Source organism: Paraflavitalea devenefica (assembly GCF_011759375.1).
Lineage (GTDB): Bacteria > Bacteroidota > Bacteroidia > Chitinophagales > Chitinophagaceae > Paraflavitalea > Paraflavitalea devenefica.
The window spans coordinates 1,054,022-1,077,214 of the sequence record NZ_JAARML010000001.1 but is presented as its reverse complement, the minus strand read 5'-3'; the positions used below and the strand labels follow the sequence as shown (position 1 = coordinate 1,077,214).

The 23,193-nt window shown below is 47.6% G+C and carries 19 protein-coding genes; 12 read left to right on the top strand and 7 right to left on the bottom strand.

Going from position 1 to position 23,193, the window contains the following annotated elements; all coding sequences use genetic code 11:
* Positions 1–12: 12 nt before the first annotated feature.
* The 4 genes from HB364_RS04305 to rlmD form a co-directional block, all read right to left on the bottom strand.
* Entirely contained in the window at positions 13–1,137 is a 1,125-nt protein-coding gene (locus HB364_RS04305; protein ID WP_167286652.1) for an endonuclease/exonuclease/phosphatase family protein, read from the bottom strand.
* An 8-nt stretch (positions 1,138–1,145) separates the two neighbouring features.
* Positions 1,146–2,069 (bottom strand): rhomboid family intramembrane serine protease, encoded by a 924-nt coding sequence (locus tag HB364_RS04300; RefSeq protein ID WP_167286651.1) that lies wholly within the window; start codon positions 2,067–2,069, stop codon positions 1,146–1,148.
* A 104-nt stretch (positions 2,070–2,173) separates the two neighbouring features.
* Positions 2,174–2,971 (bottom strand): rhomboid family intramembrane serine protease, encoded by a 798-nt coding sequence (locus HB364_RS04295; protein ID WP_167286650.1) that lies wholly within the window; start codon positions 2,969–2,971, stop codon positions 2,174–2,176.
* Positions 2,972–3,021: 50 nt separating this feature from the next.
* Positions 3,022–4,425: a 23S rRNA (uracil(1939)-C(5))-methyltransferase RlmD gene (gene rlmD / locus HB364_RS04290; RefSeq protein WP_167286649.1), complete on the bottom strand. Its 1,404-nt coding sequence runs from the start codon at positions 4,423–4,425 to the stop codon at positions 3,022–3,024.
* 55 nt (positions 4,426–4,480) lie between these two features.
* On the opposite strand from rlmD, the gene ligA reads away from it, so the two are divergent.
* From ligA to HB364_RS04275, 3 genes are all read left to right on the top strand, one after another.
* Entirely contained in the window at positions 4,481–6,583 is a 2,103-nt protein-coding gene (ligA, locus tag HB364_RS04285) for an NAD-dependent DNA ligase LigA (protein ID WP_167286648.1), read from the top strand.
* Positions 6,584–6,654: 71 nt separating this feature from the next.
* Positions 6,655–7,215 carry a helix-turn-helix domain-containing protein gene (locus tag HB364_RS04280; RefSeq protein ID WP_119052790.1) on the top strand — a complete coding sequence of 187 codons (561 nt, stop codon included), beginning with the start codon at positions 6,655–6,657 and terminating at the stop codon, positions 7,213–7,215.
* 119 nt (positions 7,216–7,334) lie between these two features.
* The gene (locus HB364_RS04275; protein ID WP_167286647.1) at positions 7,335–8,003 is read left to right on the top strand and encodes a DUF2461 domain-containing protein; all 669 of its coding nucleotides are present in this window, start codon (positions 7,335–7,337) and stop codon (positions 8,001–8,003) included.
* A 180-nt stretch (positions 8,004–8,183) separates the two neighbouring features.
* Here HB364_RS04275 and HB364_RS04270 read toward each other — a convergent pair whose 3' ends face one another.
* Entirely contained in the window at positions 8,184–9,191 is a 1,008-nt protein-coding gene (locus HB364_RS04270) for an aspartate-semialdehyde dehydrogenase (RefSeq protein WP_167286646.1), read from the bottom strand.
* A 565-nt stretch (positions 9,192–9,756) separates the two neighbouring features.
* Here HB364_RS04270 and HB364_RS04265 point away from each other — a divergent pair.
* Positions 9,757–11,469: a lamin tail domain-containing protein gene (locus HB364_RS04265; protein ID WP_167286645.1), complete on the top strand. Its 1,713-nt coding sequence runs from the start codon at positions 9,757–9,759 to the stop codon at positions 11,467–11,469.
* 102 nt (positions 11,470–11,571) lie between these two features.
* Positions 11,572–12,114, top strand: coding sequence for a hypothetical protein (locus HB364_RS04260; RefSeq protein ID WP_167286644.1), 543 nt, complete (start codon positions 11,572–11,574; stop codon positions 12,112–12,114).
* 104 nt (positions 12,115–12,218) lie between these two features.
* On the opposite strand, the gene HB364_RS04255 is transcribed toward HB364_RS04260, so the two are convergent.
* Complete coding sequence (locus tag HB364_RS04255; protein ID WP_167286643.1) at positions 12,219–13,145, bottom strand: PfkB family carbohydrate kinase; 927 nt, start codon at positions 13,143–13,145, stop codon at positions 12,219–12,221.
* A gap of 215 nt (positions 13,146–13,360) precedes the next feature.
* On the opposite strand from HB364_RS04255, the gene HB364_RS04250 reads away from it, so the two are divergent.
* From HB364_RS04250 to HB364_RS04240, 3 genes are read left to right on the top strand one after another with little or no spacing between them, the layout of a single operon-like run.
* Positions 13,361–13,951 carry a TetR/AcrR family transcriptional regulator gene (locus HB364_RS04250; RefSeq protein WP_167286642.1) on the top strand — a complete coding sequence of 197 codons (591 nt, stop codon included), beginning with the start codon at positions 13,361–13,363 and terminating at the stop codon, positions 13,949–13,951.
* A 39-nt stretch (positions 13,952–13,990) separates the two neighbouring features.
* Positions 13,991–15,082, top strand: a complete 1,092-nt coding sequence (gene paaE, locus HB364_RS04245; protein ID WP_167286641.1) for a 1,2-phenylacetyl-CoA epoxidase subunit PaaE — start codon at positions 13,991–13,993, stop codon at positions 15,080–15,082.
* 36 nt (positions 15,083–15,118) lie between these two features.
* The gene (locus HB364_RS04240) at positions 15,119–15,742 is read left to right on the top strand and encodes an HAD family hydrolase (RefSeq protein ID WP_167286640.1); all 624 of its coding nucleotides are present in this window, start codon (positions 15,119–15,121) and stop codon (positions 15,740–15,742) included.
* Between the two features lie 274 nt (positions 15,743–16,016).
* Here HB364_RS04240 and HB364_RS04235 read toward each other — a convergent pair whose 3' ends face one another.
* Positions 16,017–16,289, bottom strand: a complete 273-nt coding sequence (locus HB364_RS04235; protein ID WP_167286639.1) for a DUF4834 family protein — start codon at positions 16,287–16,289, stop codon at positions 16,017–16,019.
* A 292-nt stretch (positions 16,290–16,581) separates the two neighbouring features.
* On the opposite strand from HB364_RS04235, the gene HB364_RS04230 reads away from it, so the two are divergent.
* The 4 genes from HB364_RS04230 to HB364_RS04215 all read left to right on the top strand — a co-directional run bounded on the left by HB364_RS04230 (position 16,582) and on the right by HB364_RS04215 (position 23,085).
* Complete coding sequence (locus HB364_RS04230; protein ID WP_246228310.1) at positions 16,582–17,052, top strand: ribosome maturation factor RimP; 471 nt, start codon at positions 16,582–16,584, stop codon at positions 17,050–17,052.
* Positions 17,053–17,120: 68 nt separating this feature from the next.
* Entirely contained in the window at positions 17,121–18,368 is a 1,248-nt protein-coding gene (gene nusA, locus HB364_RS04225) for a transcription termination factor NusA (RefSeq protein ID WP_167286638.1), read from the top strand.
* 199 nt (positions 18,369–18,567) lie between these two features.
* Positions 18,568–21,594, top strand: coding sequence for a translation initiation factor IF-2 (gene infB / locus HB364_RS04220; RefSeq protein WP_167286637.1), 3,027 nt, complete (start codon positions 18,568–18,570; stop codon positions 21,592–21,594).
* A gap of 138 nt (positions 21,595–21,732) precedes the next feature.
* Positions 21,733–23,085 carry a peptidylprolyl isomerase gene (locus tag HB364_RS04215; protein WP_167286636.1) on the top strand — a complete coding sequence of 451 codons (1,353 nt, stop codon included), beginning with the start codon at positions 21,733–21,735 and terminating at the stop codon, positions 23,083–23,085.
* Positions 23,086–23,193: the final 108 nt, after the last annotated feature.

The window sequence follows — 23,193 nt, the reverse complement described above, 5'->3', positions numbered from 1 at the left end:
CAAATATAGGGATTATTCATTGGTACTAATTCGCAGATCGGTTACTACCGGGTAATGGTCTGAATAGGGCAGTACATGCCGTTTAAATTGAAGCACTTCAAATTGCTTATCCGGCATAATATAATCAATCCGCAGGGTGGGGGATATATTGGAAAAAGTTCGCCCGATCCCATTACTGCTGGCTATAAAAGCATCCTGCCGGTTGCCCCGGATGCGGAAATACGTGTAGGAATTGGGCACATCATTAAAATCGCCGCAGATCACAGCGGGATAGGGGCTTTTATCCAACTGCTCACGTACAATATCTACCTGTTTGCTGCGGGAGGTATATCCTTGTTTCAGCTTCTTCACAATAGATCTGGAGGCATCCAGTATACTGTCATCTGCCGACCTGATCGTACGTAAATGCTCATAGTCCTGCTGCTGGAACAATACCGACTGAAGGTGGGTGTTAAACACCCGGATCTTTTGCCCGTGTACATCAATATCACAGGCAATAAGGCTTTCTGCAGCCCGTAATTTTAACGGTCCGGGATACCGGATACGGATGGAATCTGTTATAGGGAAACGGGAAAAAATGGCTACCCCTACTTCAATAGAACCTCCTTTACGGCCATAGTCAATCACCTTATAGCAATAAGGATAATTCATCTTCTGTAAATCTTTCAGGTTGCTATAATTTGTCCTGTTCGATTCAAAATACTCCTGGAAGCATAAAATATCGGCATCCTGTTCCTTAATAAACTCAAGCATCTGCTTGCGTTTGGGATAAGCGCCCTTCGTAGCCCGCTTCTGTTCATCAAACCAGCGTACATTCCAGCTCATAATGCGTATGCTCTGCTCGCTTTTGGCAGGCGTAAACCCGCCGGAATGGAAGCCGATCAGCGCCCGTATATTGGTAAAGCCTAATAATAATACTGCCAGTGAAAGAAATGCCCAGCGGGAACGGAACAAGGTCCAGAAAAGAAGAAAAATGATCACCAGTAATAACAGGAAAGGGAATGCCAGGCCCAGTAAAGCAAAGAACCACCATTTTTCAGGAGGCAGGAACGCATTGGCGCAGGAACACAAAAAAAGCGTTGCTATACCAATATGCACAACAATAAAAACTCGCTTTGCGATGGTTCGTATAGCCATGTTTAAATTTACAACTCTTCGTCCTCCGAGGCCCGCTTCAGAATTTCCTTCTCTTCTTCGGTCAGGAAGCGATATCCCTGTTGGTTGATCTTGTCCAGTATTTCATCAATCCGTTTCTGGGTAATATTGGGGATCTTCTTAAAAGGCTGGGTGCCCTTCGATTTATAGTGCAGTTCGTCTTTCGCGGTCTTTTTCCAGCTCTTTTTGTCAGGATTGAACAGGTTACTCACCCAATCGAAAAACTGGTTCATCCAGGCGCTCCAGTCATGCCCCTTGCGCAACTGCCGTATAAAAATGAAACCGGTGGCTGCGCCCGCCAGGTGTGCCAGGTGACCGCCTGTATTATTGCCCGATATCATCGCAAAATCAAGCACCACAAAGATCAGGGTGAGCACCCACAGCGGTATGCCTCCATTGATCATGGGAAAAATGCGGTAACCAGGCGCCAGTACAGTGGTTGCAATGGCAATGGCCATCACTCCGGCAGAAGCGCCCAATGCATAGCTATTGGCTACATCTGGCGCCAGTACCGGGATAACATTATAACTGAAAATATAAAAGGCGCCGCCGGCCAGGCCGCCATAAATGAACAGGGGAATCAGCTTTTTGGACCCTGTAAGGTCCTGCAAAATATACCCGAAAGCCCATATCCACAGCACATTGCCGATCAGGTGCATCGGGTCATCGTGCATAAACATATGGGTAATAATCGTCCACGGGCGGGTAGCCAGTGTGCTCAGGTTGGCGGGTAAAATAAACCACTGCAGGATCTCTGAATCAAAATCCGGCTTCTTAAGCCCCGACATCCAGTACACCAGCCATAAGAACTTAAAAATGCAGAATACAATGCCCAGAATTATGAGCAATAAAACCAATGCATTACCATCCTGGCCCAGCAAAATGCGTTTCCTGTATCTATCTTCCCGCAACACGAAAATATTTTTGGTGAATTTACAAAACCCTTCCCATAACACCCTAAACAGGCATTACCATATTGGTAATAAATTAACAGTCAAATGGCCGGTAAAGTTGCTGCTCAGAATAATTTGCGCCGGTTGCCCCTGCGGTAACTGTAATAGACCATCAAAAAGCCTACCAGGGCCCCTCCTATATGGGCTACGTGGGCTACCTGGTCATCAGGACGGTTTTGCAGTGCCAGGTACACCTCTGCGCCCCCATAGATCAGCGCGAACCATTTCATTTTAATGGGGAAAAACATGCCGGCCAGAATAATATCATCCGGAAATAAATAGGCTGCCCCGGCCAGTAAACCAAAAATGGCTCCGGAAGCGCCTACCAGTGTGCTGCGGGTAGCAAGGTCTTTCAGTTCTCCGGTAGCCAGAAAAATATCTTTATTGATGCCGGGAACCGGGGGATTGGCCTCTAACATGGTTTTGAATTCCGGCGTTATGCTCATCCGGATCCAGTCATATTTACTTAAAAGCATATTAAAATTGCGTACCGAAACATGCTCCTGTAAGAAATTAAGGTCACTGATAACCGGGTACGTTTCAGCCAGTGTGGCCATGCCGCTGATAATATTCGCGCCAATGCCGCAAACCAGGTAAAACGTAAGGAACCTTTTAGGTCCCCAAACCAGCTCCAGCTTGGTGCCAAACATATACAGGCCCAGCATATTGCCCAGCAGGTGCTCTACAGAACCATGCATGAACAGGGCGGTAATGATCTGGTGCGGACGGAAATCCTTCGACAGGAAATGGTGCTGTGCAAACAAATCATAAGCGGCTTCCTTGTCAAATGTTTGCTGCGCCAGGAAAATAAGCCCATTAATGATCAGGAGATTCTTGACAATCGTTGTCAGAGGAAAAAACATTCTGTTCGAATACACTATGCTGCTGTTTTAAATTGTACAACCATAAAATACTACTTTTTTAGCTTTAACTGCACCACATTCTCAATATGATGGGTATGCGGGAACATGTCAACCGGTTGTACCCTCGTCACAGCATACTTCTCATCCAGCTTCTGCAGGTCCCGCGCCTGCGTGGCAGGATTGCAGCTCACATACACTACCAGCGGCGCCTCCATATCCAGTATCTTTTGCACCAGCTTCTCATGCATACCTGCTCTCGGCGGATCGGTAATAATGACATCCGGCTTACCATGGTGCGCAAAAAAAGCATCGTCACAAATATCTATAACATCGCCGGCGAAAAATTGTGCGTGGTGAATATTATTCAGCGCGGCATTCTCCCGGGCATCTTCAATGGCTTCGCTGATCACCTCCACGCCCACAATCTTTTTGGCCAGCTTGCTCACAAACAACCCGATACTACCGGTGCCACAATAAAGATCATACACCGTTTCCTTTCCCGTTAAGGCCGTAAAATCCCGGGTAATCTGGTACAATCGCTCTCCCTGCCGTGTATTGGTCTGGAAAAAAGACTTCGGCCCTATCTTAAACACCAGGTCTTCCAGTTTTTCTGTAATATACCCTTTTCCATAATATGCCTGCGGCTGCAGGTCATAGATCGTATCATTCTTTTTGGGATTGATCGTATACAGCAGGGTGGTAATGCCCGGCACCTGTTGCAGCAAATGATCAAACAACTGCTTGCGCGCATCCCGGTCATCATACCCGAAACAAACATTGACCATCACCTCCCCCGTTGTACATACCCGTACAATCAGGGTCCGCAGCCATCCCCGGTGTTCCCGGATATCATAAAAGCTAAAACCCTGCTCCATCGCAAAACGACGGATCGTATTCTTAATGGCATTCGTAGGCTCCGCCATCAGGTGACAGGTATTAATATCTATAACCTTGTCAAACAGACGGGGAACATGGAATCCCAGGGCATTTTCGGGGTCAATCGCCGCCGCCCCGGCTATTTCATCTGGCAACAGGTAACGGCGGTTGCTGAAAGTGAATTCCAGCTTATTCCGGTACCGTGCCGTGCTTTCGCACCCGGCTATCGGGGCAATCTCCGGCAAGGCTACCTTGCCAATGCGCCGCAGGTGCTGCTCCACCTCATGCTGCTTATATTGCAACTGTTTATCATAGGGCAGCATCTGCCATTTACAACCCCCGCAAACCCCAAAATGTTCGCAGAAAGGAGTGACCCGGTCCGGGGAAAACGCATGAAAGTGAACAGCTTTGCCTTCCGCCCATTCCTGCTTATTCTTCGACAGGCGTACATCTACCACATCGCCCGGCACCGCCCCCTCAATAAAAACCACCTTCCCGTCAATCCTGCCCAGCGCCTTGCCCTCCGCCGCATAATCCTGTACCGTCATCTTTTGCAGTACCACATTCTTTTTTCTCATGCGGCAAAGATAACTCTTACTTAATTTTACTCCACAAACACATAACCAGCCATTTATGTACGCTACCGGCCAAACCAAATCTTTACAGCAACTAACCACCGCCTTACTCGATAAAGTCAAAAAGGAAAAAATAAGCCCTAAGGACGATATAGCCGGCTTACGGGAAGCATTGCGCTTTCATGAATACCGCTATTACATCCTCAATGATCCGCTCATAGCCGACTTTGAGTACGACCAGCTTTACAAGTCCCTCGAAAAAATAGAAGCCCAGCACCCGGAACTACTTACCAGCGATTCGCCTACCATGCGGGTAGCTAAAGGCCTCACCAAAGAATTTCCGCCAGCCCCCCACCTCGTGCCCATGCTTTCGCTCGAGAACTCCTACAATGAACAGGATCTGATAGATTGGGACCGGAAGGCCCGGGAACTGGCTAAAGCCAACCAGATCGAATATTGCGTGGAACCCAAATTTGATGGGGCCAGTATATCGCTCATCTATGAAAATGACCTGCTCGCCAGGGGGGCTACCCGGGGCAATGGTGTTACGGGCGATGAAATAACCATCAACATCAAACAGATCCGTTCTGTACCCCTCTCCGTGAAATTGTCCGAATATGGTCTGCAGCAAATAGAAATAAGGGGAGAAGTATTACTGAACAAGGCCAACTTTAAAAAATACAACGACCAGCTTGTAGAACAAAACCTGCCGCCCCTGGCTAATCCGCGTAATGCAGCCGCCGGCTCCCTGCGTATCAAAGATCCCAAAGAGGTCAGCCGCCGTAACCTGGAAGCCTTCCTGTACCACATCAGCCATTATGCAACATTGCCCGGAGCCCCTGTTCATAAACTCCTCGAAACGCATAGCGGCTCCCTGGAACTACTATGGGAATTAGGTTTCCGTAGCCCCGTTAAAGAGAAACAAATATTCAAAGGCATAGAGGCAGTCATCAAATACTGCCATGAATTTGAAGAAAAGCGCGATGACCTGCCCTATGAAATAGATGGCATGGTGATCAAGGTAAACCAGTTGGAATTGCAGGACCAACTGGGCATGACCACCCACCACCCGCGTTGGGCCATTGCCTATAAATTCGCGGCCCGGCAGGCTACCAGTAAACTCAAGGCCATAGAATTCCAGGTAGGCCGTACAGGCTCTATAACACCTGTGGCCAAAATAGAGCCTGTTCCTATCGGTGGTGTAACAGTGGGTTCCATCTCGCTCTTCAATGAAGAAGTGATCCGTGAAAAAGACCTCATGATCGGCGATACGGTGCTGGTAGAGCGGGCCGGCGATGTGATCCCCTATATAGTAAAATCACTACCCGAAGTAAGGACCGGTAAAGAGCAGGCCATCGTTTTCCCAACCAAATGCCCTGTTTGCCATGATAAGTTAGTAAAGACCCCCGATGAAGCGGTATGGCGTTGTGTCAATATAAGTTGCGAAGCGCAGGTGCTGTTGCGTATGATCCATTTTACCAGTAAGGATGCCATGGACATACGCGGCCTGGGTGAAGCCATCATACAGAAATTCTATGACCTCGGCTTTCTGAAGGACATACCAGGCATCTATGAACTGCCTTATGATAAAATAAGAAGCCTTGAAGGCTTTGGCGAAAAAAGCATGACCAACCTGCAGGCTGCCATCACTGCCTCTAAAGAGCAACCGCTGCATAGGCTCATATATGCCCTCGGCATACGCTATGTTGGCGAAACCACCGCTAAAACCCTTGCCCATGCAGTAAAGCATTTACTTGATTTTGCTCAATTTTCTCTTGAAGATCTCAAAAACCTCGAAGATGTAGGGCCTAAAGTAGCTGGTAGCATATATCAGTTTTTCCATAATCCGGACAACATTCATATGCTACAACAGCTTGAAGCATTGGGGTTGAAGCTGAAAAATGATAAAAAAGATCTCGTGGCCGACGGCAACCTCACGGGACAAACGTTTTTGTTTACCGGTACCCTGCCTACGCTGAAACGCAATGAGGCAGAGGCTTTGGTGGAAGCTAACGGAGGTAAACTCCTGGGTAGCGTGAGCAGCAAGCTCAATTATCTGGTGGCTGGCGAAGAGGCTGGTTCCAAATTAGAGAAAGCCAAAAAGATCACTTCAATAAAGATCATTAATGAAGCCGAATTCCTGAGCTTGGTTAACCGCTAATTCAATCTTTCTTACAAATGATTTGATTTTCGCATATCTTTTTTTGTAACTTTAGCCAAAAGGAAAAGGCGATGATAAAAAAACTCCCCAACGAGGTGTGGAAACCCTTGCAGTTTCCAGGCTGGAAACACCTTAGAAAAAAGTATGCGCTGTCATCACACGGCCGCATAGCCAGCTACACAGATGATGTTATTGAAGATGGTAAATTGTTGCAAGGTTCATTAACCACCGGCTACCGGACACTGAACCTGCACAGACCCGGAAACAATGGCACCCTCTACATTCACCGTGAAATTGCCCGGTTATTCCTCGGCAAACCTTCGGCGAAAAACAAGTATGTGATTCACCTGAATCACAACAAGCTCGACAACACAGTGAAGAACCTGAAATGGGCTTCACTGGAAGAAATGATCAGTCACCAGCAAAACAGCCCGGCCAAGATCGCTTACAAAAAAGTGCAGGCCAACCGCACTGAAGGCCTTAAGCTGAATGCCAATCAGGTGAAGAGCATCAAAAAAGTCCTTACAGACAAGAACCGGAAAATCACCATTAAAAAACTCGCGGAAAAATATGGGGTCAGTGAGATGACCATGTACCGCATTAAAAGTGGTGAGAACTGGGGTAGGATCTAGATCCCTCTACCGGTAAACTAGCATAAGTGGTGTGTACAGATGTGAGCGAACATCTACACACCACTTATCTTTTTTTGTTGCCTCCTCACTGCTACATACCTTTAAATAAAAAGTATACCATGCTGTTGCCTGCAACCATTAAATTCCTGAAAGACCTCAAAAAGAACAATGATAAATCCTGGTTCGATGCCCACCGCCCGCAATATGAAGCCGCCAAAAAGAACTTCGAACAATTCATCCAGGCCGTTATAGATAAACAGGGCAAACAGGATAGCAGCATCAAAGAATTGACTGCCAAAAGCTGTATGTTCCGCATCAATCGCGACGTTCGCTTCTCCAAAAATAAAAGTCCCTACAAGACCAACTTCGGGGCCAGCATCAACCGGGGAGGTAAAAGATCCATCTATGCCGGGTACTACTTTCATTGTGAGCCGGGCGAAAGCTTTGTAGGCGGCGGCCTCTGGATGCCCATGCCACCGGAAACAAAGAAAATAAGGCAGGAAATAGACTACTGCTTTGATGAATTTAAAAAGATCATCAACAATAAGAAATTCAAGGGCATATATGGAGATTTATACCAGGGGGAAGATGTAGCGCTCACCCGTGTGCCCCAGGGATTCGAAAAAGACAACCCTGCCGGAGAGTTCCTGAAACTCAAAAGCTGGCTGGCCATGCAGAGCATTAAGGACAGCGAACTTACTTCAGAGGGCCTTGTAAAGAAAACAGTAGCAGCATTCGAGGCCCTGCAACCCTTACTCGCATTCCTTAACCGCGCACTGGACGAGTAAGTTGGCGTGTCAGGCTGAGCCTGTCGAAGCCCTTAAAACAAAAGTCCCGCCGAAGCGGGACCGGGAAATGGCTATACGTTCCCTTGATAAAACTTCTAAAAAATTCTCCGCAGCGTCTCTCGCTTCAATTTGAATTCTCCGCAGTGTCTCCCGAAGGGGACGCTGCGGGTTATATATGACTTATAACAGTTTCTTTGAAACCAGGTATTCTGCAATCTGTACCGCGTTCGTGGCAGCGCCTTTACGCAGGTTATCACTTACTACCCACATATTAAGGGTCTTGGGCTGTGTTTCATCACGGCGCAGACGGCCTACAAACACCTCATCCCGGTCGTGTGCATCCTTCGGCATAGGGTATTGTTGGGCAGCAGGCTCATCCACCAGTACCACACCAGGCGCATTGCTCAGTAAACCACGCACCTCATCGAGGGTGTAATCATCTGCAAACTCCACATTTACGCTCTCACTGTGTCCGCCCATCACCGGAATACGCACCGTAGTGGCAGTAACCCGGATAGCATCATCACGCATAATCTTCTTCGTCTCATTCACCATCTTCATCTCTTCCTTGGTATACCCGTTATCTAGGAATACATCGATCTGGGGGATCACATTCAGGTCAATAGGATACTTATAGGCCATAGGGTACTCAGCGTTGCTGCCTTTCTCTGCTTTGGCGCGCTCACCCATCAGTTGGTCTACGGCTTTCTTACCGGTACCCGTTACACTTTGGTAAGTAGATACTACAATACGCTTAATGCCATACTTCTTGTGCAGTGGATTCAGGGCTACTACCATTTGAATGGTAGAGCAATTGGGATTCGCAATGATCTTATCATCCTTTCCCAGCGCATCTGCATTCACCTCCGGAACAACCAGCTTCTTGGTGGGGTCCATGCGCCAGGCAGAAGAATTGTCAATAACAGTAATACCGGCTTCAGCAAACTTGGGGGCCCACTCCAGGGAAGTGCTGCCACCTGCGGAAAAAATAGCTACAGCAGGCCTGGCGGCAATGGCATCCGTCATGCTGACGATCTTGTATTGCTTACCCTTGAATTCAACTTCCTTACCTACTGATCTTTCAGATGCTACGGGAATCAGTTCTGTTACGGGGAAATTACGTTCGGCCAGTACCTGTAACATCTTTGTGCCTACAAGGCCGGTGGCGCCTACTACTGCAACTTTCATGGTTTGTTGATTGCTTGTTTATGTTTAACAATAAAGTCTTATGTCACCCTGAGCCTGTCGAAGGGTGGGTCGCCCTCAAAGGGCGGCTCACCCTGATCTAAAGGAGCCTGTCAAAGGCCCCCTTGATTGCTCTTCATTACGCAAAGCCCAAACAAAAAGGCCTTCCTGTGGGGGAAGGCCTTTTTGAATATCTTGTTATACAAAGCAGTACTCAACCTTCCCATTGTATGGAATGCTTCTTCGTGCGCTTTGTATGTTTCATCATTTTTTGCATAACGAGGGGCAAAAGTAGTCAGCAAATACAGAATACACAAATTTTTATTAAAAAAAGAAGAAAATAGCGCTTTCAGTGTCAATTCTTAAACCATGGCCTGCGTTCATTGCAAATTCTCAAAAATCCATCCCCTGCCCACGATTCACAGCCACCGCTTCCCCTCGTTGCCTGATGCTTCAATGCCTTGTTGCCTTCCTAAAACATTATTTTATTATTTAATGTTTGATCCTTATTTTCATCCCTTCCAATGCGGTTCATGCTAACCGTCATGTCGGCTGAAAAACATAACCAATGACTGTAAGACTGCTTGCTTTACTGTTGCTGCCACAGCTTGCGCTGCAGGCGCAAACTGCCCAACGGTTCGATATCATCATAACAGAACTATTACCCGATCCCGCACCCCCGGTAAGCCTGCCCAATCATGAATTTGTAGAACTAAAAAACAACTCCGCCCGGGTTATTAACCTGCGTGGCTGGAAGCTGAGTGATGGCACTTCTACCGCTACCATCAATACCGACATCGAAATACAGCCAGACAGCTTTGTCATTATATGCCCCAATGCGGCGGTGTCTTCCTATGCTGAGTTCGGCAGAACAATTGGCGTGAGTAACTTCCCTTCACTGAACAACGAGGCGGATCTCATTACCCTCTATGCCCCGGAGGGGAATAGCATACATGCAGTTGCTTATAGCGGCCAATGGTACAGTAATCCTGTAAAAGCAACAGGTGGCTGGGCACTGGAGATCATTGATCCGCGCAACCCTTGCACTGGCGCCGGCAACTGGACCGCAGCCATACACCATAGTGGCGGTACGCCCGGAAGGCAAAATTCCGTAAATGCGAACAACAGTGATCAGTTGCCGCCGGCACTGCTCAGGACCTGGACCATTGACAGTGTAACCATCGTGGTCGTATTTGATGAGTCGCTGGATAGTACTATGGCGGCAACACCCGGTCATTACCACCTGGATCATGCTGTGGGCGCTCCGGTGGCTGCAGAGCCGGTGTCGCCACTATTCAATGAAGTAATGCTCAAACTGGCATCGCCCATCAGAACAGACCAGGTATACCAGCTCACCGTGCGAAATGTGATGGATTGCAGCGGTAATGCGATTGGTATGCTCAACAAGGCAAAGGCCGGGCTGCCTGCCCCACCGGTTGCCCGGACGGTCATCATCAACGAATTGCTGTTTAATCCGCCATCCGGTGGTTACGATTATATTGAGCTATATAACCGCAGCGGCAGCATTGTGGACCTGAAACAACTATACGTGGCCGGTCGTTCCGGGAATGGCGCCTTATCAGGCATACAGCAACTAAGCACCATCTCCCGGTTGCTTTTTCCCGGACAATACCTTGTACTCACAGAGAATGCAGCATGGCTACGGCAACGTTTTAGCATCAGAGAGCCTGCAGACATAATAGAATTAGCATCCCTGCCGACCCTTCCCGATGATCAGGGCATCCTGGCCATCACCAGCCAGCAGGGCGAGATCATTGATGAGCTGCATTATCACCGTGACTGGCACTTTGCCTTGCTCAGTGAGCAGGACGGTGTTGCTTTGGAAAGAATAGACTATGGCCAATCCACACAGGACAGCCATAACTGGATGTCTGCAGCCGCTACAACCGGCTTTGGAACACCGGGCTTTCAAAACTCCCAGTTCAGGGCCGATCTGCAATCCCAGGGTACGGTCTCCATTACACCGTCCCTGTTCTCGCCGGATAATGATGGTTTTGATGATCTTGCCAACATCCGGTACCAGATGACCGAACCTGGCTATGTAGCTTCCATTACCATCTTTGACGCAGCAGGGATGCCCGTTCGCCATCTTGCCCGCAGCGCCACCCTGGGCATGCAAGGGATATTTCGCTGGGATGGGCTGGATAATAACCGGCGACGCTTACCAGTTGGCGTGTACGTCATACTTACTGAAATATTCAACCTGCAGGGTAAAACAAAAAAAATAAAAAATACTGTAACATTGGTGCGTCGTTTGTGACTAATACGTATTTGTCAAAATAAAAATTTGATAACAAGGACATCCTCGGGGGCATGTAACTTTGTCCCTTGTTAAACAACAATAATCAAAAACTATCTTTCAATGAAGAAAACATTAATCACGTTCGCCGCAGTAGCCACCATGGCCTTATTCGCTTGTAAAGACAAAGCCAAAGAAGAGAGCAGTGGAGATACTACAACTCCTTCAGCAGAGCAAAAACCCGCCGAAGCAGAAAGTAAACCTGCTGCCAATGAGCCTAAAACCTATAAAGTAACATTTGCGCCCGATACAGTTTACCTGGGCAAGAAGAAAGAAGCATTTATAAAAGTTAAAAATGCCCAGGCCGTGGCGTTGCAGGACCCCGATGGTAAATCCGAAGGCATTGAATTTACTTTCGACCTCGAAGTAACCAATAAAACTGCTATGGGAGGCAATAGCGTTTACTTTATAGCGAGCGAATCCAGGCTTACATTGGATAATAACAACAATATCACCCAACATTCCGGGAGCAGCGTAAGCGTAGATCCGGAATCAACAAAAGACCTCACTGGTATTGTCTATAAAATACCGGCTGGCGCCAAACCTAAAGCACTTAACCTGTTCTACGACGGTACACGCGTAAGCGTAGGAGTAGCGCTGGAATAAATACCGCATTCCCTTAAAAAGAGAACGGGCTGCACTTGAAAAGCAGCCCGTTCTCTTTATTAATTCGTGTAATTCGCTTCATATTCGTGTTATAAAGAGCCTTCTCAATGTGTCAGCTCAATATCAAAATTCACCAGGTTCACAAACTGCTGTATACGTACGTCAATATCAGCCTGGGTGATCTCCTTCAACCTTTGCGGGCCAAACTTTTCCACGCAGTAAGACGCCATAGCAGAACCAACAATAATAGCCGTCTTCATATTTTCGAAAGAAATATCCCTGGTGCGGGCAATATGTCCCATAAAGCCTCCGGCAAAAGTATCACCGGCGCCGGTGGGGTCAAATACCTCTTCCAGCGGAAGAGCAGGAGCATAAAACACCTGGTCGCCATGGAATAACAGGGCCCCATGTTCTCCTTTCTTAATGATCAGGTATTTGGGTCCCATATTCATAATCGTTTTCGCAGCTTTTACCAGGGAAAACTGGCCGCTTAACTGGCGGGCTTCACTGTCATTCACCATCAGCACATCTACCAGTTTCAGGGTTTCTTCCAGTTGGGGCATGGCCACCTCCATCCAGAAATTCATCGTATCCATTACAATCAGCTTAGGACGCTTCTTTAATTGGGTGATCACCTTCTTTTGGATCACAGGGTCCAGATTGCCCAGCATCAGGAACTCAGCGCCCTGGTACGATTCGGGTAATACAGGATTAAAATCAAGTAATACATTCAGGTCGGTTACCAGCGTATCGCGGGTATTCATATCCATATGGTACCGGCCGCTCCAGAAAAAAGATTTCTTATCAGGCACTACTTCCACACCATCCAGTTGTACCCCTCTCTTTCTCAGCTCATCCATCTCTTCCTTCGGAAAATCGAAGCCTACGATAGACACCTGTTGGATGGGCTTTACAAAATTACTGGCGGCATAAGCTACATAAGTGGCCGAACCACCTATAATCTGGTCTGTTTTGCCAAACGGTGTTTCAATAGCATCAAAGGCCATCGTACCTACAGAAATCAAAGACATAACGTAATTTGAAATTTAGAATATTTGTTAAAATCGGGCGTGCAAACCTACACGAAATTCCGGAGCTATGAAGCCGGTACAATTATTTAATTGTCCCGGCACCGCTTGGGCCTGACTAAGGCGTTAGCCGGAATCTTTATCCATTGCGCCGGTAATCAGGATATTTTCCACTAACATTTGTTAGCATTTCATTATCTTTGGCTATTAACCCGCATATGGCAAAAATTAAAAGCAACCGGAGCAGTACGCGTAAAGAGATCATCATCGCCGAAGCTGCCAAACTGTTCCGTGAAAAAGGATTCAGCGCAACATCCATGCGCGACCTGGCAGAGCACGTTGGGGTAGAAGCCGCCAGCCTGTACAACCATATCAGCTCAAAAGCGGAGATACTGCAGGAGATCTGTTTCAAGGTTGCCAATCAGTTTATGTCGCATATCGAGGAAGTGGACAATAGTCCGCAATCTGCCATCGCTAAAATTGAAGCCATTCTGCGGTTCCACATCCGTCAAATGATAGAACATTATGAAGAAGTATATGTAAGCGACCGGGAATGGAAACATCTTACAGAACCCTACATGCAAAACATGCAAAGCCAGCGCCGCGCCTACCGGCAAAGGATTGCCCTCATCATTGAGGAAGGTATCCGCAAGGGAGAAATAAAAGCCATTGATGCGCCCACTGCCGTACTCATCATGCTACATGCGGTCAGCGGCATCGAATCCTGGCACCGCAGCACAAAGAAAATTGAAGGCAACATGCTGGAAGATAACATGGTAATGATCCTGGTAGAAGGGCTGAAGAAATAGACACATGACCGCCCGCACTCATTAAAAAACGATACCCGCTTGGCCACCCATTTTCATACATTAACCGTCGCCACCGTACAAAAAGAAACACCTGAATGTATCTCCGTTGTATTCCAGGTGCCCGAAGCATTGCAGGAACTCTATAACTTCAAACAGGGACAAAACATCACGCTTAAAACCATACTCAATGGAGAAGAGCTGCGTCGCTCCTACTCCATTTGCAGCAGTCCTTTCGATAAGGAGCTGCGGGTAGCCATCAAGTCAGTAGAAACAGGCAGGTTTTCTTCCTGGGCCAACAACCAGCTCAAAAAAGGCGATTTGGTGGAAGTATTACCACCCACCGGGAGATTCTTCACTGAATTACATCCCGCGCATAAAAAACATTACCTCGCCTTTGCCGCCGGCAGCGGTATTACACCCATACTTTCCATCATCAAAACCACCCTGGCTACAGAGCCGCAAAGCCGCTTTACCCTGATCTATGGCAACCGTAACCGGGCTTCCATCATCTTCAAGGAACAGCTCGAAGCGCTCAAGAACCGGTACATGGAAAGGTTCACCCTGCACCACATCTTAAGCAGGGAAAAAACAGATGCACCCCTTAACCATGGTCGTATAGATCCGGAAAAATGCAGGCAGCTGGAAAAGCTGATCAACTTTGCACAAATGGATGAGATCTTTCTCTGTGGCCCGGAAACCATGATCTTTTCCGTCAAAAACTGGCTCGAAGAAAAAGGGATGGAGAAAAAGAAGATCCATTTCGAACTATTTACTACGCCGGCAACCGGCAGCCAGCAACCAGATTTCAAACCGCAGGCTGCAGACCTCAAGCCTCAGACTGCCGGTAAAAAGAGCCGGGTTACTGTTAAGCTCGACGGCATTGCCTTTGATTTTGACCTCGGCTTTGATGGTCAGCCTATCCTCGATGCAGCCCTGCAACAGGGCGCCGACCTGCCTTTTGCCTGCAAAGGAGGTGTATGCGCCACCTGCCGGGCCAAACTGGTGGAAGGACAAGTGGAAATGGACATCAACTATGCCCTGGAGCCGGAAGAAATGGAACAGGGCTTCATCCTCACCTGCCAGTCCCATCCCCGTACAGATAAAGTCGTTGTTGACTTCGACGCCCGGTAAAACAGCCTTTATGCCTTCTTTCCCTAAATTTGATCCATGCAGCACATCCAAAATATCATCTTCGATCTCGGCGGCGTACTCCTTAACCTGGACATCCAAAAAACAGAAGACGCCTTTCTGCAAATGGGCGTAAAGAACTTCAGGGACCTCTTTGCGCTGGGCCATGCCGCTTCCTTCTTCAAAGAATATGAAGTAGGTACCATCAACGACGATGAGTTCATCGCTGCTTTGCAAAACCTGGCGGGCCTGCAGTTGCAGCGGGAGACCGTTATTGCCGGCTGGAATGCTATGCTGCGTGATTTCCCGACAGAACGCATAGAATTATTAATCAGGCTTAAAAAGAAATACCGCCTCTTCCTGTTCAGCAATACCAACGCCATTCACCTCTCGGCTTTTCAGCAAACCTACAGCAGCGCCTTTGGCGGTAATCTGCTGGATGATCTTTTTGAAAAAGCCTGGTATTCCCATAAAATCAATCTCCGCAAGCCCGATACCAGGGCCTTTGAATACATTCTCAACGATAAGCAATTGTTGCCGCACCAAACCCTCTTCATTGATGATGCGCTGGTAAATGTGGAAGGCGCCAGGGCTGCAGGCATCCAGGGTTATCACCTCGAACCTGGCAAAACAGTGCTGGATATCGACTGGCAACTTTCCTGATCCTGATTGCTGATCCTGTTAACTACCGGTCAGGTAAGGGTATTCCTACTCTCTTCAACCAGCCATCCTGGGGTCATCTTAGGGTCATCCTGGGGTTTTCTTAGGGTTTTCCTGGGGTAAAAAGCCTTGGATGACCTTACAATGACCCTAAGATAACCCTAAAAAGACCTTAAGATGGAAGGTCCATGATCGAAGGATACAAGGAGGATGGACAAAGGAATAGCAGAACGAAGGCTTGGCTGTATTCGTTCCGGCCGCGGAAGGGTTAAAAAGTCTACTTTACTTCCTCAAAATCAATGTAGTCGCCCGATTTTTCCTGGGGAGAATGGGAAGACGTGGAGGAGGGCGCTTGCTGGCGCTGGGCGGTATTGGAATGCTGGTAAGACTGTTGTTGCTGGTGCTGCTGTTGCTGGGCCTGCATATGGTTTTGAAAATCCCTTACCTGCTGTTTCATCTGCCGGGAAACCCGGAAAATGGGCACCAGGAAATTGAATACAAACCTGTACAGGAAATAACCAAGCAATATCCAGAGAAAAACACGTAACATAATAATTGCAAATGTACTACCTAGTCACTGAAAAAACTGTTAAACACTTATAACACCCCATCACCGGTTTTGTTGACTCTATTGTCGGTAGCCGGTAGTCGCCCCTGCTCCATGCGGCAGTTCCCGGAATACTAATCCGACCCCTGCAACCGCCTGGACCTTGTTGCCTGAATGCCTTATTGCCTTTTTTAGTATTTGGAACGAATACATCATTTACCTTACCTTTGCCACGGAAAAAGACGAAAAGAGAAGGGAACGGGGTCCGTTCCCTTCTTTATTTCCCATGTAGGTTATGATAATGGACACTCAGGTTTCGGCAATTGAAAAAATGGTGGTGGACATACTGGCCGGCGATCCGGTACACTTCCTGGTAGAAATAAGGATAAAACCCACCAACAACGTAAAAGTCTTCCTCGACGGAGACCAAGGTATTACCATTGAAAAATGTATCAGCATAAACCGCGCTTTATACAAAAAGCTGGAAGAGGCGGCACTCTTCCCTGGTGACGACTTCTCCCTGGAGGTGTCTTCTCCCGGATTGGATGAACCCCTTAAAATGTTCCGCCAGTATAAAAAAAATACAGGCAGGCTGGTAGAAGTGTTGTTGAAAGATGGTATACGGGTAGACGGAAAACTGCTCGAAGTGCAGGAAGATCAGATCGTAGTAGAGGAAACCAAAGGGAAAAACAAAAAGAAAGAGGTCATACTGCACCATTTTCCTTTTGATGCAATTAAATCAACTAAAATTCAAATAGTGTTTTAAGCCCCGGAAACAAGTCCCGAAAAGGAATGCGGGCTACCTTCCGGTGAACAAGTTTAAAAATGTAGTATATGGCAAGTATTAACCTCATTGAGGCTTTCCAGGAGTTTAAGGAAGCGGAAAACATTGACCGTCCCACGATGATGAAAGTGGTAGAAGACGTGTTTAAAACATTGCTGCGCAAAAAATTCGGCAGCGATGAAAATTTTGACGTTATCGTAAACGCTGAAAAGGGTGACCTGGAGATCACGCGTCGCCGTACTATCGTGGAAGATGGCGCTGTAAACGACCCGCTCGCAGAAGTGGCCTACAGTGACGCCGTAAAAGTAGAGCCCGACTACATGGTAGGGGAAGAACTATATGAAGAAGTAAACATTCTCGATTTTGGCCGCCGCGCCATCCTCGCTGCCAAACAAACACTGGCCAGCCGTATCAGCGACCTGAAAAAGAATGTATTGGTTAAAAAATATGGCGATCGTGTAGGGGATATTATCAGTGCGGAAGTATACCAGGTATGGAAAAAGGAGATCCTCATGCTCGATGAGGAAAGCAATGAATTAATACTGCCCAAATCAGAGCAAATACCCCAGGACTACTTCAAAAAAGGCGAAAATACCCGGGCGGTAGTGAAAAAAGTAGAACTGAAAAATAACTCACCCGTCATCATCCTTTCCCGTACTTCTCCCGCTTTCCTTGCTAAATTGCTGGAAATTGAAGTACCCGAGATCTTTGATGGCCTCATCGTGATCAAAAAAATAGTACGGGAACCCGGAGAAAGGGCTAAAGTAGCCGTGGAATCCTACGATGACCGTATTGATCCGGTAGGCGCCTGCGTAGGGATGAAAGGTAGCCGTATCCATGGTATCGTGCGGGAACTCAAAAATGAGAACATCGACGTCATCAACTGGACCAATAACATCCAACTACTCATACAGCGGTCATTAACACCCGCCAAAATTACCAGCATGGAGCTGGACAACGATAAGAAGCAGGCGAATGTCTTCCTTAAACCCGACCAGGTTTCCCTGGCCATCGGTAAAAAAGGGGTGAACATCAAACTGGCGCAGGAATTGACCGGGTACAGCATTGACGTTTACCGGGATACAGAAGGTGAACCCCAGGAATTTGATATCGACCTGGAAGAATTCAGCGATGAAATTGAAACCTGGATCATTGACGAATTTAAACGGATTGGTTGCGATACTGCCCGCAGTGTACTCGACCTTACGCCGGAAGAACTGGAACGCAGAACTGACCTGGAAAGAGAAACGATCGACGAAGTACGGAAAGTGCTGAAAGCAGAGTTTGACAAAGGATAGTAAGGAAGTTTGCCAGGTCAGCTAAAGTTAAAAAAGCCTGCAAATGGCCAAAATTGTGGCACATTTGTAAAGGATATCAGGGGTATGACTTTTATGACTCCTGAAGATTGAGCAACTTTAATGACCTTTATTGCCTGTTTGACTGATTATTTTCAATGCCAGACAGCAAACAAAACAAAAAATTGTCTTACAATAACGAATGGCAGAATTATTAACACCCAGATTAATGGCCGCGGCCAAAGAGTTCAACATCGGTAAAGAAACACTGGTGGACTTTTTGGTAGGCAAGGGATTTGACAAAGACGAGCTGAAGCCCACGTCGAAACTGACGGAGGACATGTATCGTGCTTTGCAACAGGAGTTCCAGAGTGACAAAGTGGCGAAGCTCAAAAGTGATCAGATTGATCTGCCGAAAGGTAGCCTGGAGGCCAAGAAAAAGAAAGAGGAGGAAGCCATTGTATTCAAAAAAGATACACCGGTAGCTCCCAAAAAAGAAGAAGAGAAAAAAGAAGAACAACCGCCCCAGCCTCCTGTGCAGCCTGTAGTGGAAGAGCCCAAAGCAGTAGTGGAAGAACCCGTTCAGCCTGAGGTGGTAAAAGTGGAAGCGCCTGAAATAGAAGGCCCCAAAGTATTAGACAAAATAGATCTGTCTGCTATAGATTCCTCTACGAGACCTAAGAAGAGTGTTAAGAAAAAAGAGGAAGAAACAAAGCCGGTAGTACCGCAGCCTGAAGAAAAAGTAGAACAACCTCCGGTAGCAGAGGAACCCAAGCCGGTAAAGAAAGAGGAAAAAGAACCGGAGCCGGTAAAGGAAAAAGAGATCGTGGCCGAAGTACCGGAAATCGCAGCGCCAAAAGAAGAGCCCAAACCTCCGGTAACAGAAGAAAAAGAAGAAGCCGGGCCTGTTATTGAAAATATTAAAGCCGAAAAACTGGAAGGCCCGAAGATCCTCGGTAAGATCCAGTTGCCGGTGGGCGGGGATAACCGTCCCAAACCGCAGGGCCAGCAAGCCCAGGGTCAGGCCCAGCAAGGGCAGGGTGCAGGCGCCAACAGCGAAGAAAAACGTAAGCGCAAACGTATCCCCATTGAAAAGAAAGATACGCAAACGCCGCAGCAACGGGCGCAGCACCTGTTCAAAAAGCCCGAAGGTCAGCAGCATCAGCAACGCCAGGGCGGTGGACAACAGGGCGGACATGGTCATGGCCATGGTCAGCAGGGTGGCGGTCAGTTCAGAGGAGGTAATAACCGTGGCGGCCAGCAAGGCGGTCATCGCCCGGGACGTCCCATCATCACCCGCGAGCCCAAAGAGATCAACGAAAAAGAGATTCAGAATAAAATACGGGAAACACAGGCCAAACTGGCCGGTACAGGCGGCCGCGGTAAAAGCCTTAAAGCAAAATACCGCCGGGAAAAGCGCCAGGAGATGGCCGACCAGGGAGGAGAAGAACTGCAGGACAACAAGCTGCAGGTTACAGAATTCATCAGCGTTAGCGAACTGGCTAACCTTATGGATGTAAACTTTGCAGAAGTTATCAGTAAATGTATGAGCCTCGGATTGATGGTATCCATCAACCAGCGCCTGGATGCAGAAGTAATTGAACTGGTAGCCAATGAGTTCGGATATGATGTGGAATTCATTGACATGGAGAAGCAAATGGAAATGGAGGAAGAGGAGGAAGAAGACAATGAAGAAGATCTCCTGCCACGTGCACCCATCGTAACCATCATGGGTCACGTTGACCATGGTAAAACTTCTTTGCTCGACTACATCCGTAATGCCAACGTGGTAGCAGGTGAGTCTGGTGGTATCACCCAGCACATCGGCGCCTATGAAGTTACCCTGGCCAATAGCAAAAAAATAGCCTTCCTCGATACACCGGGTCACGAAGCGTTTACCGCCATGCGTGCGCGTGGTGCAAAAGTGACGGATATTGCCGTTATCGTGATCGCTGCCGATGATGCGGTCATGCCACAAACAAGGGAGGCCATCAGCCACGCTCAGGCTGCCGGCGTACCGATGATCTTTGCGATCAACAAAATAGATAAGGACGGCGCCAACGCGAAAAAGATCTATGAGCAACTGGCCGGTATGAACCTGCTCGTGGAAGAATGGGGCGGTAAATACCAAAGCCAGGAACTCAGTGCCAAGAAAGGACTTAATGTAGACCTCTTATTGGAAAAAATATTGCTCGAAGCCGAATTGCTCGACCTTAAAGCCAATCCCAACAAGGAAGCCGGTGGTACCATCATCGAAGCTACCCTTGATAAAGGACGTGGTTATGTAGCTACCGTGCTGGTGCAGAATGGAACCTTGAAGCAGGGCGACCTGGTAGTATCCGGTCAGCACTTTGGCCGTGTAAAAGCCATGTTCAACGAGCGTAATAAGCGCGTGGACAATGCGCCTCCTTCAACACCGGTACTTATTCTCGGCCTCAACGGTGCGCCGCAGGCTGGTGAGAAATTCAAAGTATATCTCGACGAAGCTGAAGCAAAAGAAGTGGCCAACCGCCGGGCACAGATCCTGCGCGAACAAGGTATCCGTACCAAGAAACACATTACCCTCGATGAGATCGGCCGCCGTCTGGCGCTCGGTAACTTTAAACAGTTAAACCTCATTATCAAGGGCGACGTGGATGGATCGGTAGAAGCCTTGACCGACTCCTTACAGAAACTCTCTACAGAGGAAATTGTGGTAAGCGTGGTACTGAAAGGCGTAGGCGCCATCACAGAAAGTGATGTACTGCTGGCTACCGCTTCCGATGCCATCATCGTTGGTTTCAACGTGCGTCCTTCTGCACAGGCTGCCCGTCTGGCCGAAGGCGAAGGCGTGCAGATCAAGTTGTACTCCATCATCTACAACGCTATTGATGAAGTCAAGAGCGCCATGGAAGGTATGTTGGAGCCCAAAATACAGGAGAAGATCGTGGCGAACGTGGAAGTGCGCAACGTATTCAAATTCGATAAAGCCACCGTTGCCGGATGTTATGTACTGGATGGAAAAATTCAGCGTAATTCCAAGATCCGCGTTATCCGGGATGGTATCGTAGTATTTCCTAAGGGAGAGGGCCAAAGCGCCGAACTGGCATCCCTCAAACGCTTCAAAGATGACGTCAAGGAAGTTTCATCCAGTATGGAATGTGGCCTTACTGTAAAAAGCTTTAGCGACATACAGGTGGGCGATATCATCGAAGCCTTTGAAGAAGAAGAAGTTAAAAGAACATTATAACCTTCAGGGTGGGTCATCCCGTACTTTTAACCGGGACGGCTCACCCTCCATGCTTAGGCAAAAATTTGTTAATTAACACCAGCCCTGTCCCTAACTATCTTGCGCAAAAAGTATTTTTGAGTTCATCTCCATCTAATTATGAAGCAACTTTTAACTGTAATAACTGCACTTTTACTCGTAACTGCCGCCTTCGCTCAGGCCCCCCGTAAAGTAGTAGCTGATAAAATCGTAGGCATTGTAGGAGATAAAATCATATTACGGTCCGATGTATACAATGAGATTATCGACAGGCAACGCCGCAATGAACCGGTGCCTGAAAATGCAGATTGTTACATCCTGGAGCAGATACTGGGTATGAAAGCATTGGTATTACAGGCCGAAAAAGACTCCCTGTTAGTTACAGATGATGAGCTCGAAGCATTGCTCGATAACCGTATCCGGTACTTCATACAAATGTATGGCGGCAAAGAAAACCTCGAACAGATCGCCGGCCGCACCATCTACCAGATCAGGGACGACTTCCGCCAGTCTATCAAAGAAGGTAAAATGGCCGAAAACATGCGGGATAAGGTCGTCGGCAACCTGAAAATCACACCACAGGAAGTAAAAGAATACTGGGATAAAATACCGAAGGACAGCCTGCTCTTCTATGAGTCCGAAGTAGAAGTAGGTGAGATCGTGGTCTATCCGAAAGCCAGCCGCGACCTGGAAAAACTGGCCATGGATGAACTGGCCGACTTTAAACAACAGGTAGAATCAGGGCGGCAACGTTTTGAAACCCTCGCCAGGTTATATTCAGAGGATGGTTCCAAAGAAAACGGCGGCCGCATGGCTATCAATCGTACTGAGAAAAACTGGGACCCCACATTTCTCAATAACGCTTTCCGCTTGAAGGAGAAACAAATATCTCCTGTTTTTAAATCGAAATTTGGTTACCACATCATCTACATGGAAAGTCGCTCTGGTGACGATGCCATTGTGCGTCACATCATTCGCATTCCCAAAATTACTGATGCCGAAACGAACGCAGCCATCGAAAGACTGGACACCGTACGCGCTAAACTCATAGCAGGTACCGTCACATTCGGGGAAGCGGTTAACAAATACAGTGATGATGAAAATTCAAAATACACCGGGGGTATGAAACCACCGGTTACCATTGATCAGTTGGACAAGGAAATGGTGGAAATGATGAGTAAGACCAACATGAAAGTAGGCGAATTCTCAAAACCAGTAGCTTTTACCGACGAACGCCAGAAAAAAGGTGTTCGCATTGTATACCTCAAATCAAGAACAGAGCCTCACCGCGAAAACCTCAAAGATGATTATGACCGGGTATCTCAACGGGCCCTGGAAATAAAAAAACAGCAGGCCCTTGAAAAATGGTTTGCTGCAAAAATTCCTTCCTATTACCTCATGGTAGACAGTGATTTTACGCATTGTGCCAACCTAAGTAACTGGTTTCAATATGCTGCTAAAGCCGTAAAATAGGTGTAAACACTTATAGCACATAGAAAAATAAGGATACTGGTATATAAGCAACGGCTTTAAAGTAATTTGTTAGTCCTTTACCATTCTACCACGTCGGCACGGGCTGCT